14 protein-coding genes are annotated in these 14,450 nt (G+C 41.4%); 10 read left to right on the top strand and 4 right to left on the bottom strand.

Features of this window, described 5'->3' with window-relative positions:
- Positions 1 to 4 precede the first annotated feature (4 nt).
- From fliI to fliF, 4 genes are read right to left on the bottom strand one after another with little or no spacing between them, the layout of a single operon-like run.
- Positions 5 to 1,369 (bottom strand): flagellar protein export ATPase FliI, encoded by a 1,365-nt coding sequence (fliI, locus tag SC428_RS03140; protein WP_070926095.1) that lies wholly within the window; start codon positions 1,367 to 1,369, stop codon positions 5 to 7.
- Positions 1,366 to 2,097 carry a flagellar assembly protein FliH gene (gene fliH / locus SC428_RS03145; protein ID WP_070926097.1) on the bottom strand — a complete coding sequence of 244 codons (732 nt, stop codon included), beginning with the start codon at positions 2,095 to 2,097 and terminating at the stop codon, positions 1,366 to 1,368. Before fliH ends, fliI begins: the two co-directional genes overlap by 4 nt.
- Positions 2,090 to 3,082, bottom strand: a complete 993-nt coding sequence (gene fliG / locus SC428_RS03150; RefSeq protein WP_070926099.1) for a flagellar motor switch protein FliG — start codon at positions 3,080 to 3,082, stop codon at positions 2,090 to 2,092. The genes fliH and fliG overlap by 8 nt, the downstream gene beginning before the upstream one ends.
- Positions 3,079 to 4,764, bottom strand: coding sequence for a flagellar basal-body MS-ring/collar protein FliF (gene fliF, locus SC428_RS03155; protein ID WP_070926100.1), 1,686 nt, complete (start codon positions 4,762 to 4,764; stop codon positions 3,079 to 3,081). Before fliF ends, fliG begins: the two co-directional genes overlap by 4 nt.
- Before the next feature lie 240 nt (positions 4,765 to 5,004).
- Here fliF and fliE point away from each other — a divergent pair, with 240 nt between their 5' ends.
- From fliE to SC428_RS03205, 10 genes are all read left to right on the top strand, one after another.
- Entirely contained in the window at positions 5,005 to 5,316 is a 312-nt protein-coding gene (gene fliE / locus SC428_RS03160) for a flagellar hook-basal body complex protein FliE (protein WP_318705814.1), read from the top strand.
- A gap of 1,209 nt (positions 5,317 to 6,525) precedes the next feature.
- Positions 6,526 to 6,810, top strand: a complete 285-nt coding sequence (locus SC428_RS03165) for a helix-turn-helix domain-containing protein (protein WP_070926103.1) — start codon at positions 6,526 to 6,528, stop codon at positions 6,808 to 6,810.
- A 227-nt stretch (positions 6,811 to 7,037) separates the two neighbouring features.
- A complete protein-coding gene (locus tag SC428_RS03170; protein ID WP_070926105.1) occupies positions 7,038 to 7,589 on the top strand; it encodes a fimbrial protein in 552 nt (183 codons plus the stop codon).
- 212 nt (positions 7,590 to 7,801) lie between these two features.
- Entirely contained in the window at positions 7,802 to 8,380 is a 579-nt protein-coding gene (locus SC428_RS03175) for a fimbrial protein (protein ID WP_140183160.1), read from the top strand.
- Between the two features lie 58 nt (positions 8,381 to 8,438).
- Positions 8,439 to 10,976, top strand: a complete 2,538-nt coding sequence (locus tag SC428_RS03180) for a fimbria/pilus outer membrane usher protein (protein ID WP_318705815.1) — start codon at positions 8,439 to 8,441, stop codon at positions 10,974 to 10,976.
- Between the two features lie 28 nt (positions 10,977 to 11,004).
- A complete protein-coding gene (locus SC428_RS03185; protein WP_070926109.1) occupies positions 11,005 to 11,736 on the top strand; it encodes a molecular chaperone in 732 nt (243 codons plus the stop codon).
- A 30-nt stretch (positions 11,737 to 11,766) separates the two neighbouring features.
- Positions 11,767 to 12,195, top strand: a complete 429-nt coding sequence (locus SC428_RS03190) for a fimbrial protein (protein ID WP_070926111.1) — start codon at positions 11,767 to 11,769, stop codon at positions 12,193 to 12,195.
- Positions 12,188 to 12,721, top strand: coding sequence for a fimbrial protein (locus SC428_RS03195; RefSeq protein WP_140183162.1), 534 nt, complete (start codon positions 12,188 to 12,190; stop codon positions 12,719 to 12,721). The genes SC428_RS03190 and SC428_RS03195 overlap by 8 nt, the downstream gene beginning before the upstream one ends.
- Positions 12,721 to 13,254 carry a fimbrial protein gene (locus tag SC428_RS03200; protein ID WP_140186866.1) on the top strand — a complete coding sequence of 178 codons (534 nt, stop codon included), beginning with the start codon at positions 12,721 to 12,723 and terminating at the stop codon, positions 13,252 to 13,254. Before SC428_RS03195 ends, SC428_RS03200 begins: the two co-directional genes overlap by 1 nt.
- A 15-nt stretch (positions 13,255 to 13,269) precedes the next feature.
- Positions 13,270 to 14,385 (top strand): adhesin, encoded by a 1,116-nt coding sequence (locus SC428_RS03205; protein ID WP_318705816.1) that lies wholly within the window; start codon positions 13,270 to 13,272, stop codon positions 14,383 to 14,385.
- Positions 14,386 to 14,450: the final 65 nt, after the last annotated feature.

The raw sequence follows: 14,450 nt of genomic DNA on the forward strand, positions 1-14,450 counted from the left end.
CTCATTATTCATTGGGAATCGCATGAACTAATTGCTCACAAGCCGTTTGATAATCACAACGCTCATCAATGTCTTGCTGTAAAAATGTCGACATACGTGGGTAATATTGGATTGCCATATCTAACATGGGATCACTGCCTGCTGCATAAGCGCCGACATTAATCAAATCGCGGTTGCGTTGATAACTGGAGGTGAGTTGTTTAAACCGTTGGATCAAACGATAGTGTTGCTTATCAATGAGCTCAGTCATGGCACGGCTAATTGAAGCCTCAATATCGATAGCGGGGTAGTGGCCTGATTCGGCAAGCGCTCTCGATAACACAATATGACCATCTAAGATAGCGCGTGCAGAGTCGGCAATCGGATCTTGTTGGTCATCACCTTCTGTGAGTACGGTATAAAAAGCGGTGATCGAGCCTCCGTTTTTGCCATTACCGGCACGTTCAACCAATGCAGGCAATTTTGCAAATACAGAGGGGGGATAGCCTTTTGTTGCAGGTGGTTCGCCAATTGCGAGTGCGATTTCACGCTGTGCCATGCTGTAACGAGTGAGTGAGTCCATTATCAGCAGTACGTTTTTACCAAGATCGCGGAAGTATTCGGCGATACGTGTGGCATAAGAGGCCCCTTGCATACGTAGTAAGGGGGAAACGTCAGCAGGGGCGGCTACTACGACTGCACGTTGTAATCCTTCGGCACCTAAAATATTTTCAATAAAATCTTTAACTTCACGGCCTCGCTCACCAATTAGGCCAACCACAATGATGTCAGCTTGCGTGAAGCGAGCCATCATGCCAAGTAACACACTTTTACCCACCCCTGAGCCGGCAAAGAGCCCCATACGTTGGCCACGGCCTACGGTGAGAAGCGCATTAATAGCGCGAACGCCAACATCCAGTACGCTATTAATCGGTGTTCTTTCAAGTGGATTAATTGGTGGCGTGATTAATGGTGCGCGATGTTTAACATCTAATGGGCCTTTACCATCAAGTGGGGTGCCTTGTGCATCTAGGATCCTGCCCAGTAATTCATCACCGAGTGGTAACAGGCGGCTAGTTTGGCCGTCATCGCCGGTAGTTTGTGCATAAACACGAGCACCTGGCGCAATTCCTTCGAGATCAGCCAGTGGCATTAATAGCATACGTGCGCCATTAAAGCCGACGACTTCACATACTACTTCATCATGACGACCATTAATCGCACGTTCGATAAAACAGGTCGCTCCTAATGGCATTTTAATGCCTTCTGCTTCCATCACTAAACCGGTGATCTTAGTGAGGCGACCATAATGGCGTGTCATTGGGATCCCTTTCATTCGAGATTCCAAATCATCCAGTGTTGCTATCCAGCGACCCATTCTCACGGTCATGACAAGGTCTCCGGCGCATAAAGGCGGCACAATTCTTGCCAACGTGTCGCGACGGTCATATCGGTTTCGCCATCTTCAGCGACGACACGGCAACCACCGAGGTGTAGCTTAGGATCGGCAACTAGACGCCAACCATTAAGGCTTAATAATGAACCTAAATGTTGCTCAATCAGCTCTATGTGAGCAGGGTTGACATGTAGCTCAGGCTGGCCTGAGAAAATGGGTTTTTGTTGTAATAAATGGCTGATTTCTTCTAGTAGTGCTGTGCCATCACAAATAGTTGATTGACCTAATACTTGTTTAGCGGCAGTTAAGGCAATTTGTAGCAACTTAGTGGTGATGACGGTATCGAAACTATCAATTGAATAATTAAACTCGGACAGTAATTTTTGCCAAGTTTCAATGATTGGCTGTTCTTGCGCGAGAGCTTGTTGGCGACCTTGTTCTTCACCTGCACGTAACCCTTGCTCAAAACCGACTTGATAACCTTCTTTTTGTCCAAGTTCATGGCCTTGTTGGTAACCTGAACGTTGGGCTTCTTCTTTTAAGTTATCCAATAGATTGATTTGCTCAAGTACCTCTTGCGGCTCAAGACAGGGAACTTTCGGTTTATCAGGCTCTGGTAGGTCATCCAATGAAGGAATAGCTGGGGAATTGAGATCCCATTGATTCAATTCACGCAGTTGCCAAGGTTTCCATGATTGTTGATCGATTGGTGATTTAGACATAGACATCGTCTCCACCACCAATGCTGATTTCGCCTTTTTCTGCTAAACGACGCACTATCATCAAGATCGCTTTTTGCTCGGTTTCTACTTGTGACATACGGACAGGTGAACGGGACTCCAAATCATCGCGAACGATTTCAGCAGCACGTACCGCCATATTGTTAAGGAAGTGGTCGCGTAGTGCTTGATTACTGCCTTTAAGGGCAATAACCAACGAATCGTTGGCAACTTCTTGTAGAATGCGTTGAATGCTGCGATTGTCGACTTCGATAAGATTTTCGAATAGAAACATTTCGTCGATAATGCGTTGTGCCAATTCGCCGTCGTAGTCACGCATTGCATCAATCACACTTTCTTCTTGTTGATTTTTCATAAGGTTGATGATTTCAGCCGCGGTTCTTACGCCACCCATTTTGCTGCGTTTGAGGTTTTGACCATCCAATAAGTTATTAAGAACTTCGGTAAGCTCGGCCAAGGCTGCGGGTTGTACACCACCAAAGGTCGCGATACGTAGCATGATGTCATTACGTTGGCGCTCGTCAAACAGCTCTAAAACATCGGCAGCAAGGTTGCGTTTTAAGTGAACCAATATCGTGGCGATAATTTGTGGATGTTCATCACGAATAATATCGGCCACGGTTTGCGGTTCCATGTAATTGAGACTTTCAATACCGGATGTACTTTCTTGTTTATCAAAGATATCTTCTAACAAGCTAGCCGCACGCTCTTCACCTAATGCTTTGATCAGCACTGAACGTAGATAATCATTGGTATTAATATTGAGTGCTGCAAATTGAATGGCGGATTCTTCAAACTCGGTGAGTACCTCAGCCAGTTCATTATTTGAGATTTGGCGCATGTTAGAAACCGCCATACTCAGTTGTTGAACTTCTTTGGGATTCAGGTGTTTAAAGACCTCTGCGGCTTGATCTTCGCCGAGTGTCATTAGCATCACGGCACTTTTTTCGGTTCCTGTTAATATCATTGTGCTTTTCCTAACCACTGACGAATGACCATGGCAACCACTTGTGGGTCTTTCTCTGCCATTTCACGAATACGTTGACTTTGAATTTCAGCACTGACACGTTGGCGAGTCAGGCGACGACGTGTTTGTTCGTCCATATCTTCATTAATTTCTTCATCAACCACGAGCGGGGTTTTAGGTTGAGTCGCAACAAAAGTTTCGGCGGTCACTTGCGCTTGCTGTGATTGGCGGTATTTCACCCATTGTGGCTTGATACCGAAACGCCACATAAACCAAGCGATAATGGCGATTAAGAGGATCTTACCGTAATCCAATATTTGGGCGATAAGCTGTGGGTTTTCCAGCATCGAAGGTTGTTCTTCAACAACGGTTTCGTTGGTAAATAATGAGTTAGTGATGTTTAAAGAGTCTCCACGATCAACTGAATACCCCATTGCCTCACGGGTTAGCGCATCAATTTGCTTCATCATTTCTGGTGGTAATGGTTTCATTTGGACGCCATTTTCACCTTCTTGCGGTAAGTAATTGATGATCACTGCGACTGATAATCTATCAACAACACCTATCTGACGCTGAGTGTGACTAATTTTACGGTCAACCTCGTAGTTAGTGGTTTCATCACTCTGTGAGTGGCTTGAACCATTACCCGACATATTATTTTTTTGGCTAGTTTGGTTGTTTTTATCCGTCGAAACAGGTGCTGATGGGGCGCTTGGTGGTTGGTTGGATAATGCTCCCGGCACACCACCTGTTCCACCATTGTTGTTTTGCATGCTCTGGCTGTTTTGTCGTGAGCGTATTGCCGCACTTTCAGGTGTTTGATTCGGCTTATATTCCTCAGAGGTTTGCTCAACTTTAGAGAAATCCATTTGCGCCGTGACTTGTGCATGCACGTTAGCGCGACCGACTAATGGTGACAGGATATCTTCAATCCGTTGTTTGAGATGGGATTCCATCTCTTTAGTCATTTTTATTTGTGCGCTATTAGCCGATTGTTGACTGTTATCATTGTTAGTCAGTAAACGACCTGTTTGATCGACAATCGTCACATTTGCAGCGGTTAAACCTGAAACGCTACTGGAGACCATATGGACAATTGCTGTGATTTGACTTTCATCTAACATGCGTCCCGGTAGTAATCCTACGGTGACTGAGGCTGTCGGGAGCTTTTGTTCACGAACAAATAAAGTGGGTTTTGGGATGGCCAAATGAACACGTGCGTTTTGGACAGGGCTCAGTGATTCAATGGTGCGTGATAATTCACCTTCCAATGCACGTTGGTAGTTAACTTGTTCGCTAAATTGGCTGATACCAAACTGTTCTTTATCTAACAGTTCGAAACCCGTATTGCCTCCTTTAGGCAATCCAGATTGCGCTAATTTAAGACGTAGTTCATGAACTTTATCCGCGGGTACCAAAATTGCACTACCATTATCAGCGATTTGATAAGGCACGTTCATTTGTGTTAATTGGCTGACTATATCACCACCGTCTTTGGCACTGAGGTTACTAAGAAGTACTCGATAGTCAGGACTGCGTAGCCAAAGAAGTAGGGCGACAACAACTGCAATCGCCGCAGCACCAGCAATCATTAGTGGAATTTTTGGGGATGATTTGAGGCGCGTAGCAATAGATGCAAACCCTTTTGAAGCCTCTCCCGTTTCTTTAGATGCGGCACTCATAGATATTCCTTGCCTTGCAAAATCAACAGATGAAAACACTTTTGGCGAAACAATGTTATTCCCTCTTCGTCACGTCACTTTTTTACGTTGCTATTATTGATGACTCTAATAAATCTAATGACGGAATCAGCCTATAAATTTGGTGTTATTTATCGGCTTCAAGTTAAAAAGCCTGTGCTAGGGTAAGCATGCCTAACTAGAATGCGATGACCATTCACCTATGAAATTGAAGAGAAATACATGACTATTCAAGCTATTGAAGGGGCGCTATCACAGCTGCAAGCGACTGCTACCCAAGCCGCCAATCACAGCAAACCTATTATTGAGCCTGTAGGATTTGCGGATCATCTTGTGTCAGCTGTGGAGCAAATTAATGACGTCAGAAACCACTCGGCGAAACAGATCGAAGATTTTACCTTGGGGAAAGAGAATGTATCGCTCAATGATGTCATGGTGGATATGCAAAAGGCCAGCTTGAGCTTTCAGATGGGGATCCAAGTACGTAATAAGTTGGTGGCGGCATATCAAGAGGTGATGTCTATACCTGTGTAATTGGTTTACCCATTTGAATATAATGAATTAATTGCCTTATTATTGCTTTCTTGGAGCAGTGATAGGGCATTATTCATTTAAAATATCAGTTTAGCTAACATCGTTTTCGGCTATCCACTTACCATATACATTGTGAACCATTTTTGATGAGGTCTTATCCGTTCATCATTAGCAGATTTGAGCGATAGTATTGGGTTTTAATAAAATAAACGTTCACGAAGGTTCGCGGGTTGTTGTTGCTCAAGTTCAATATCAATAATCGGTTTACTGAGTCTTTTGCTCGTTCTGCTAGATTGTGCATATTGGCTAAATTTATGAAAGAACAAAACCAGTAATGAGAGATTATTAATATAGAACAAGGTGTTAATTAAAGTTAATTTTTTCTAGACGTTTTTTATTAATCAAAGTAGGGGATTAGACTTTGATTGAGATGGGGCGGTTTTTAGTTAGAGTTCTGCACTTTTAACTGAAATGAAAAATAGAGGAGGAATGCAATTAATAGAAGCTGTATATGAAATGAATGATGGTGAGGCTAAAGAGAGAGATTATAATAGCATTTTTTGTTGTATAGCTTAATACATTAAATTTAACAGTAAAGAGTTAATACTCATTAAATGGGATTTTTATTTACATACGTTATAGTTAAGATGAATTATCTATTTTTTCTCTAATACTTCTTGTTCAATACGTTACGCATGCCTCTCAATTACTAATTAATTGATTTTTAATTAATAATATTTTGGGTTGCTCATATGCTTAAATTAACAGTGATTATGTTTTTTTTAAAAAAAGGAAATGTATTTTCAAAGTAAACTATATCAAAAAAATTAAATTTGTAACAAAATGAAAATATCGTTAAATATATTAACATACACCAAATATGAATAACCCATAATAAGAGTATTTCAAATACCCATATTATGGGTTATTTCCTCAATGTTTTGATATTATTGGCTTAAATTAAACTGTATATTGTATATAACGATCAATTATTTATTTTTGATAGTTATTTTCTATTAAAATTTTAAGATCGATCGTTATAAACGTATTTACTCTCTAGGTGGTTAATCCTATATTCAACTCCAGTTAGGTGTTTTTTCGATTTTAAAGTAACAGTTTTTTCAATTTTTATCTTATTACAGAGTCATTTTTTAAGAGTAATAAGATACTAAGATAAATTGAGTAAATTATTTATTGTTGGTTTATATTATGACAAAAAATAAAGAGTTATTACGAAAGGAGATTGGAAGCTTTTTAAAAAAAGCAAGAAAGAATCAATCTCTCACAGGACATCAATTGGGCAGATTAATGCAGGTTAGTCAGCAACAAATTTCACGCTATGAACGAGGCGAATCCGGCATTAATATTGAAACTCTCGATGTTATGCTCGATATTTTAGGGAAAAGCTGGTCAGAATTTTTTTTCTCCGTCATGATTAATTATTCAGATGATATGATGGAAATGAGAATACAGGAAAGAAAGCACTTTCTATAGAAGTTTACTTTTCTATTTAATAATGAGTATGAAAAAATATTCTATAGGCTATTTATAGCCTATAGGATCGACTATCTCGCTTAGCGATAAATAAGGGACTTAAATAGCAACAGGATGATGCTGTTATTAATGATGTAACTTTTACGTTTCAAAAAAAAATGAAATTAACACCTTTATTTAAAAGGGTGAATGGTTTCTATTGTCTTTTTACTAGAAAGGAAAAATAAATGAAATTAACTAAATTAGCGATTGCAACTGTATTTGCGGCATCTGTTGTTCCATTCAGCTCAATGGCCGATAACACAGGGACAATTAACTTTGTGGGCTCTGTTGTTAACACACCTTGCAATATTGAGCAGTCTTCTCTGAAACAAACTGTTGATTTTGGGCAGCTGTCACGTAAGGCACTGGAAAGTGGTAAAGCGGCGGAAGCAGATTTCGATATCAAATTTACAGGCTGTGATTTTGCTAACTTTGGTAAAGATACTGAAGGTAAACCTGTAGCAGTGAAATCAATGGAATTGGTATTTACTGGCCAAACTTATGCAGATAAAGACAATACATTGTTGGCAACTTCAGCAGGAAATGCAAACAACCTTGGTATTTTGATCGACGGTTTCGAGTTCGGTAAAGCGACCGACGTATTACCTCGTATTGCAAACCAAACTGGTGATAACACATTAACTTTCAAGGCACTAGCTAAAGCAGTTGATACAACTAAAGATGTGGCTGAAGGTAAATTCAGTGCTATCTCTAACTTCCGTATCACATATCAATAAGTCGATAAATTGACCGCCAGCGAACACTGGCGGCCAATCTTGCTCACGAAGAGGGGCAAACGGTAATTTCTCCCTCTTCGTATTTCAATTGAAAATCAATAAATTGATTTTCTTCGAATATTTAACAACCTCTAGTGACTGCCGTCAAACAGTTTTTGTTTGTTAACAGTCAGATTACGGGCGGATTTTTGATGCCTGTTAGGGAGAGATGGGTGGCTGTTTATCAACATGTTGGTCTGCAAATAACAGGGATCTTATTTTCGCTTATCTTTGGTGGTACACCAGTTTTTGCCGCGAAAGAGGTGGGTATGCGCCATGAAGGGGTGACTCAACTTGTTGGCAGTGTGATCTCGACGCCATGTTCGATTGTGATGTCAAATCGTTATCAAACGGTCGATTTTTCATCTTTAACGATGACCAAGCTTTCAACGGCGGTAGAACGAGAACAACAAACTCGGCCATTTGATATTGAGCTTCGTGATTGTGGCAGTGTGTATAGCACTATTGATAGCAAAACATGGACGATACGTTTTGATGGGCAAGGAGCTGACAATATCCATGCATTTGTCTTACAAGGGCCTTCCCAAGGTTTGGGAGTCTCTGTGCTTGATAACACGAAAAATATCTTGATACCTGGAGAAAGCTACCCTTTGTTTAAGAGTGTGTTACGGCAAGGTAAATCAGGGCAAACCCTCTTTTTACGTTATTTTTTACGGCTAGAACTGACCGGGAAACCGTTACAAGCAGGAAGTTATCAGGGGTTAGTTCGTTTTTTTATCGATTATCAATAAAGCATAGAAACACTTCTTCAATAATAACATTGAGGACGGCATTTTTGTTGTCTTTGGGATGGTACAGAGCATGATGTTCAAACTTAGCAAAATAAGGCTGGCCGTTTTATTGGCGGTGAGCGTCAGTGCATGCACGGCGTATGCAACAGAATTCAATACGGATGTATTGGATGCAGAAGATATGCAAAACGTGGATATGAGCCAATTTTCTGTTGCCGGTTATGTGCCTCCCGGAAACTATGTATTAACCGTTTTTGTTAACGGGCAGCGCTTAGGTGCACCTCGTGATATTGCGGTTCTTGAACAAAATGACCAGAACCAAGCAATTTGTATACCGGCTAATTTATTGGATCTGATTGGTTTGAAAGATTCGGCAAAAGAAAAAGTCACGACTTACGATGATGGCCAGTGCCTTGATCTTTCCGCATTAAAAGGTATGCAATCGATAATTGAATTGCCCACGCTATCACTGAAAATTACTATTCCACAATTATGGATGGAATACCGTGATCCTAACTGGGTCCCGCCTGCATTATGGGAAGAAGGGATTAATGGGGCTTTTGTTGATTACAACGCGAATGTTTCGGTGACCGAAGAGAACAAAGGCAATAAGCGTACTTATTTATCTGCTAATGGTACGGCGGGTATTAACCTCGGTGCTTGGCGTTTACGTGGCGACTATAACGCAACCTATCAAAAGCAGCACGGCGGCAGCAACCCACAAGAAACGCATAATTTTGATTTTAGCCGACTGTATGCGTTTACGTCCTTGAAGAAACTTGCCTCCATTTTAACCATTGGTGAAAACTACTTCTATTCCGATGTATTTGAGTCATGGCAATACACAGGCCTTTCCTTAGAAAGTGACGACCGTATGTTACCGCCTAAATTGGTAGGTTATGCACCAGAAATTATTGGTGTGGCAAATACCAATGCTACGGTCATTGTGCGTAGCCAAGATCGAATTATTTTAGAAACTACGGTACCACCGGGCCCATTCCGTATTCAGACGTTAGACAGTGGTGTACGTGGTGTACTTGATGTGACGGTGCGTGAAGAAAATGGTGAAGAGAAAAAATTTAGCCTCAGTACGGCCTCGCTGCCTTATTTAACCCGTCCCGGACGCATTATTTATAAATTAGTGGCTGGTAAAACGCGCTATAACGGCCATAACCTGACTGGTAAACCTGTGGTTGGGGGTGAATTGTCGTATGGTTTATCCAATGCATGGTCACTGTATGGGGGCTCGCAACTTAATGGTGATTACCAAACTGCGGCGATTGGTATTGGTCGAGACTTGTTTGCTTTCGGTGCTTTGTCATTCGATATTACACAGTCTTTTGCCCATTTTACCAACCAAACTCTGCAAGGACGCTCATTTCGCCTCAACTATGCAAAGTCGTTTGATGCGTTACGTACGGATATTACCTTCGCAGGCTACCGATTTGCGGATAGAAATTACCGCACACTCACTCAGTTTATGGATCAAGAACGCACAGGGTACGTGGTGCGAGCACCAAAAGAAAACTATCAAATTTATTTGAATAAGTATTTTGATAATTTCAATTTATCGCTGAATTATCAATACAGTACTTATTGGCAAGATAAGCCACAGACACAGTATGGATTATATGCCAGCACGAATATCAGTATTCCTGTGCTATCGCAACAAGATGCCAATATTTCATTATCGGCAACGCGTACTGAGCGTGATAACGGCTATAAAGATGATGCGATCAACCTGTATTTAACGATCCCTTTGTATAGCGGGCACAATATTACCTTTTCCGAGCTGTATTCGCGCGCCGGAGGTAATAACCAATATAACCATAGTGTTGGGTATAGCGGCTATAGCGACCGTGATAATTACAGCCTGAATGTTGGCTATAACCATGGACAAAATATGGAAAGTCAATCGAGTATCAGTGGCTATTATTCACGTGACTTATCGCAAGCTAACTTATCGGCGAACGCCAGTTATGTGCCGCAACAATACCGTAGTTTTGGGGCTTCAATTAACAGTGGGATCACCGCGACGGCTCACGGGGTCGCTTTACACCGTAGCGCGAATGGCGATACGCGTCTAATGATTGAAACACCGGGGGTGGGTGATGTGCCTCTAGATAGCGGTGTGATCAAAACTAACCGTTTTGGGCTTGCGGTTATTCCTAACGTGAATAGTTATCGTAAATCGACAGCATCGATTAATACCAGCCAGCTACCGGAGAATTTAGAAACATTGGAGTCAACGACGGATATCACCTTAACCAAAGGCGCGATTGGTTATCGCAGCTTATCGGTAATGAAAGGTGAAAAGCTATTTGCCATTTTATCGTTGAATAATGGTAAAAATCCGCCGTTTGGTGCCAGTGTACGTAATACCGATAATCGTGAATTAGGCATTGTTGGAGAAGATGGGGTGACGTGGTTGGTTGGTATTTCCCCTCAAGAGACACTCTCTGTTTATTGGGCCGGAGAAAAGCAATGTGAATTACGAATACCTGACAATATCACATCATTATCAAGCATGTTATTGCTGCCATGCTCTCCAGCCAGTCCCGCATTATCAACGGTTAATGCAACGCCAGCAAAATAATTTTTTAGTTCGTTTTATGAGGTCAATTATGTTGAATTTAGGTCATGGGTTATATCGTGTACTCGCAGGGGTTGCAGCATTAGTTTCAATCAGTGCTTACAGCGCCGTTACATTAGATAGAACTCGTATTATTTTTCCGGGCTCTGAAAAGTCAATTAACGTGACTATTTCGAATGATAATCCAGAAGAAGCTTACTTAGCGCAAAGTTGGATTGAGGACTTACAGGGTAATAAACTGACTAAAGGCGCAATTTTGGCAACTCCCCCATTACAGCGTGTTGAGCCTAATAGTACCAGTTTAGTGCGTTTAAGTACGACGCCTGAATTGAGCAAACTGCCACAAGACCGAGAGTCAGTGTTTTACTTCAATTTGCGTGAAGTACCGCCAAAATCTACCGATGGCAATACATTACAAATCGCGTTGCAATCACGAGTAAAACTGTTTTATCGCCCAAGTGCTATTTTAGCTGAGTCGGAAACAAAGTGGGCACATAAGGTCACATTAACCAAAACCGCAAAAGGTTATCGCATCAACAATAACACCCCCTTTAATTTAACCGTAATTGGGTTAGGAAATAGTAAAGCGGCTTCCGAACAAAATTCATTTGATGTCGTCATGGTGCCACCTAAGTCAGTACAAGATGTAGTGTCACCAGCGTTATCCACACCGTATCTCACGTACATTAATGATTATGGCGGCAAGCCGACGCTGGCGTTTCGTTGCCAAGGTGATACATGCGCTGTTACGGGTGAACAGTAATTTCAAGGGTTTGGCTAACGGGGAAAGATGATGCGCAAACACAATATTTTCATGAGATTAACATGGTACAAAGCGGCATTACTCATTGCGTGCAGTGTATTCGGTCAATTGGCCAACGCTGAGCTCCCTGTGGCGAATACACCAGTAAATCAATCGGACTATGAACCGTTGCATCAAGGCCGAATACAAGTGAGTGCCACACTATTTAATGCTCCATGTAATTTAAGTCTAGATAAAACGTGGCGTTTAACAGGGTGTGGCGCGGGAAATGATTACCGAGAAATGAAATTATTTGATGCCACTGCTAATACGCCAGCAAGTATGCGATTTTATGATGTGCAACGCGATGTGTTTTCAGTGCGTTATCCGCTTTCATTGCTTAATGGGGATAATCCAATTCACCTGCCAATATTGATGAATGATCGGCATACATTGCGTTTAGAGGTGAGCTATGAATAAGGCTACGATGCATTTTTGGCTGCTTCCTGTGGTACTTCTAAGTTGTCCGCCTCAGACATGGGCAGCGAATAGCTTGGATGTTGAGTTTAGTGGCGAATTGGTCAGTACTGCATGCCAAGTAGCAGCGGAATCCATCAATAAAAAGATCACACTGTACAACTTACGTTGGCAATTTATTAATGAAAATACAACCAGTGCAGTGACACCTTTTTCCATTGCCATTGATAAATGCAGTGAAACGGATTTGCAAAAAAGTATCAAACTGACTTGGAAAAGTCAGGAATTAGTCAACATTGGTGGTGATAGTTTTTTAACTACCAAAGGTGACAGTGGGGTGGTGCTAGGGATCATTGATCAAGATGAAAAACCTATTGTATGGAATCAACCCATGACTATTGGTGATGTCAATGTTGTTGAAGGTTTACAGCAATTCGACTTTGGTGTTTTTGTTCGCAAGCCCGCTACGGGTGAAGCCAAGATTGGCGATTTTTCCAGTATCGTGACCTTTAATGTGGAGTACGAATAGTGAATATACTCAAACAAATAAAAAAAACACTAGGGTTACTGTTATTGTTCGTCACATTAGAGAGTTCAGCTGACGTTTTAGTGGATGTTACCGCCACTATGGTCGACCCAGCTTGTAACATTCGCAGTGAAAATAGCAGTTCACCGTTGAAAATTGGTTTTGGTGCGCTCAATCCAGAGTCTCTCAGTAAATCGACGGCAGTGAAAGATTTTTCACTCTATATATCGGGGTGTAATTTCAATAATAGCCTCGCGATCGTATTGAACCCGAAAGGGGGAAGCACCTTGTTATACAACGGAAAAAATATTCTCGCCACCAGTACCGATGGCTTAGGGATTGATTTTAAAGAAGTGACGGGCGGAACGGTGCGTGCGCTGGAAATGAGTAAAAAGCAACGAATCTATCCCGAACGGGTGGATGCGACATTATACCGTATGGATTTACAGGCGCAGTTAGTCAATGCGGTGCCAATCAATCAGTTGGCGCTGGGGAAATTTACTTCAACTGTCACCCTTGCTGTGACTTATAACTAGTAGGATCATTTTATTATGTTGGATTTAAAAGGTACTATTCCTACACACTGGTTGCAGTCTTTTCATAAAAAGAAAATTTGGTGTAGTTTAATTTCATTGGGCAGTTTATTGCTTCCATCAATTGCATTAGCAAACTACGCCCCGATGATCCAAGACCCAAATGATGGATATTTAATTCAGCTCGCTAGCAATAGTTCCATAGCTTCTACCCCTGTGGTTGGTTCTGATGGTAAAAACTATTATCGTGTGGGTAGCCCGATAGTGATTAATGGTAGCGGTCCTTCTGTTAGCGTAACAGGCACAGTAAGGTGTATTGGTAGAACATGGGGGGGCGCGAGCACAAATATTAATAGTGACAGTGCTTACCATAGGCTATTTATGTATGCACCTTCAGCGGGGACGACAGTCGATGGTAAAACAGGTTATCGCGTTAATAGTAATGTCGTGATGACAGTTGATAGTAAAATGCTCAATTGGTTGAATATTACAGGTGCTTCTGCTTGTTCTAATGCTTCGAGTGGATCGACACAGTCAGCCTCTGGTTTTGCAGTACAATTTCCAATTACAGTGACATTTTATATTAATGAAAGAATTATTGATGGTCAGGTAGTTATTGCTTCTATGCCACTTGGGGGCTATGTACGTGCATTTATGAGCCCTAAAACGCCTCCAACATACACATCTTGGCCATTAGGTGAAACCACAGTACCAATGCGATTACTTTCTTCAACATTAAATGTAGGTTCATCTTGTAATACAACCACGACCACAGGGCAGGCAGGAACAATTAACTTACGTCATGGGCAGTTAAATACGCTAAATTATGACAGTGTGGTCACAGAGAAAGTCACCTATAACTGTAAATTTTCCATGCCAACAAAAGTTAGATTACGTCTCGATTATGCTACCGACGGCGACCCACAGAAACGTTTGCCGATGACGAGTAGTCAAAATAATAAAATTTATAGCGATTTGAGCATGACCGATGAAATAACTGGTCAAACGGGAAAAGATTTTAAAGTTGATATTAAAGATTTAAGAACCATTAAGATAACCAGTCATATTCAAGGCAGTAATGCTGTAGCAGGTGACTATAAAGGCTCCGCTTGGCTGATAGCGACATTTGATTAAGTTGTCTTTTATTTATAAATAGTGCCAATCAAGGCACTATTTATACTTACGAATAGCTAGAAATA

Source organism: Providencia sp. 2023EL-00965 (genome assembly GCF_033550225.1).
GTDB lineage: Bacteria > Pseudomonadota > Gammaproteobacteria > Enterobacterales > Enterobacteriaceae > Providencia > Providencia manganoxydans.

What these genes read in the sequence shown, in the direction of transcription:
- fliE (WP_318705814.1), top strand. Translation starts at nt 5,005, where the DNA reads ATGACTATTCAAGCTATTGAAGGGGCGCTATCACAGCTGCAAGCGACT.
- SC428_RS03205 (WP_318705816.1), top strand. Translation starts at nt 13,270, where the DNA reads ATGTTGGATTTAAAAGGTACTATTCCTACACACTGGTTGCAGTCTTTT.
- fliH (WP_070926097.1), bottom strand. Translation starts at nt 2,097, where the DNA reads ATGTCTAAATCACCAATCGATCAACAATCATGGAAACCTTGGCAACTG.
- SC428_RS03195 (WP_140183162.1), top strand. Translation starts at nt 12,188, where the DNA reads ATGAATAAGGCTACGATGCATTTTTGGCTGCTTCCTGTGGTACTTCTA.
- SC428_RS03180 (WP_318705815.1), top strand. Translation starts at nt 8,439, where the DNA reads ATGGTACAGAGCATGATGTTCAAACTTAGCAAAATAAGGCTGGCCGTT.
- fliF (WP_070926100.1), bottom strand. Translation starts at nt 4,764, where the DNA reads ATGAGTGCCGCATCTAAAGAAACGGGAGAGGCTTCAAAAGGGTTTGCA.
- fliG (WP_070926099.1), bottom strand. Translation starts at nt 3,082, where the DNA reads ATGATATTAACAGGAACCGAAAAAAGTGCCGTGATGCTAATGACACTC.
- SC428_RS03185 (WP_070926109.1), top strand. Translation starts at nt 11,005, where the DNA reads ATGTTGAATTTAGGTCATGGGTTATATCGTGTACTCGCAGGGGTTGCA.
- SC428_RS03190 (WP_070926111.1), top strand. Translation starts at nt 11,767, where the DNA reads ATGCGCAAACACAATATTTTCATGAGATTAACATGGTACAAAGCGGCA.
- SC428_RS03170 (WP_070926105.1), top strand. Translation starts at nt 7,038, where the DNA reads ATGAAATTAACTAAATTAGCGATTGCAACTGTATTTGCGGCATCTGTT.
- fliI (WP_070926095.1), bottom strand. Translation starts at nt 1,369, where the DNA reads ATGACCGTGAGAATGGGTCGCTGGATAGCAACACTGGATGATTTGGAA.
- SC428_RS03165 (WP_070926103.1), top strand. Translation starts at nt 6,526, where the DNA reads ATGACAAAAAATAAAGAGTTATTACGAAAGGAGATTGGAAGCTTTTTA.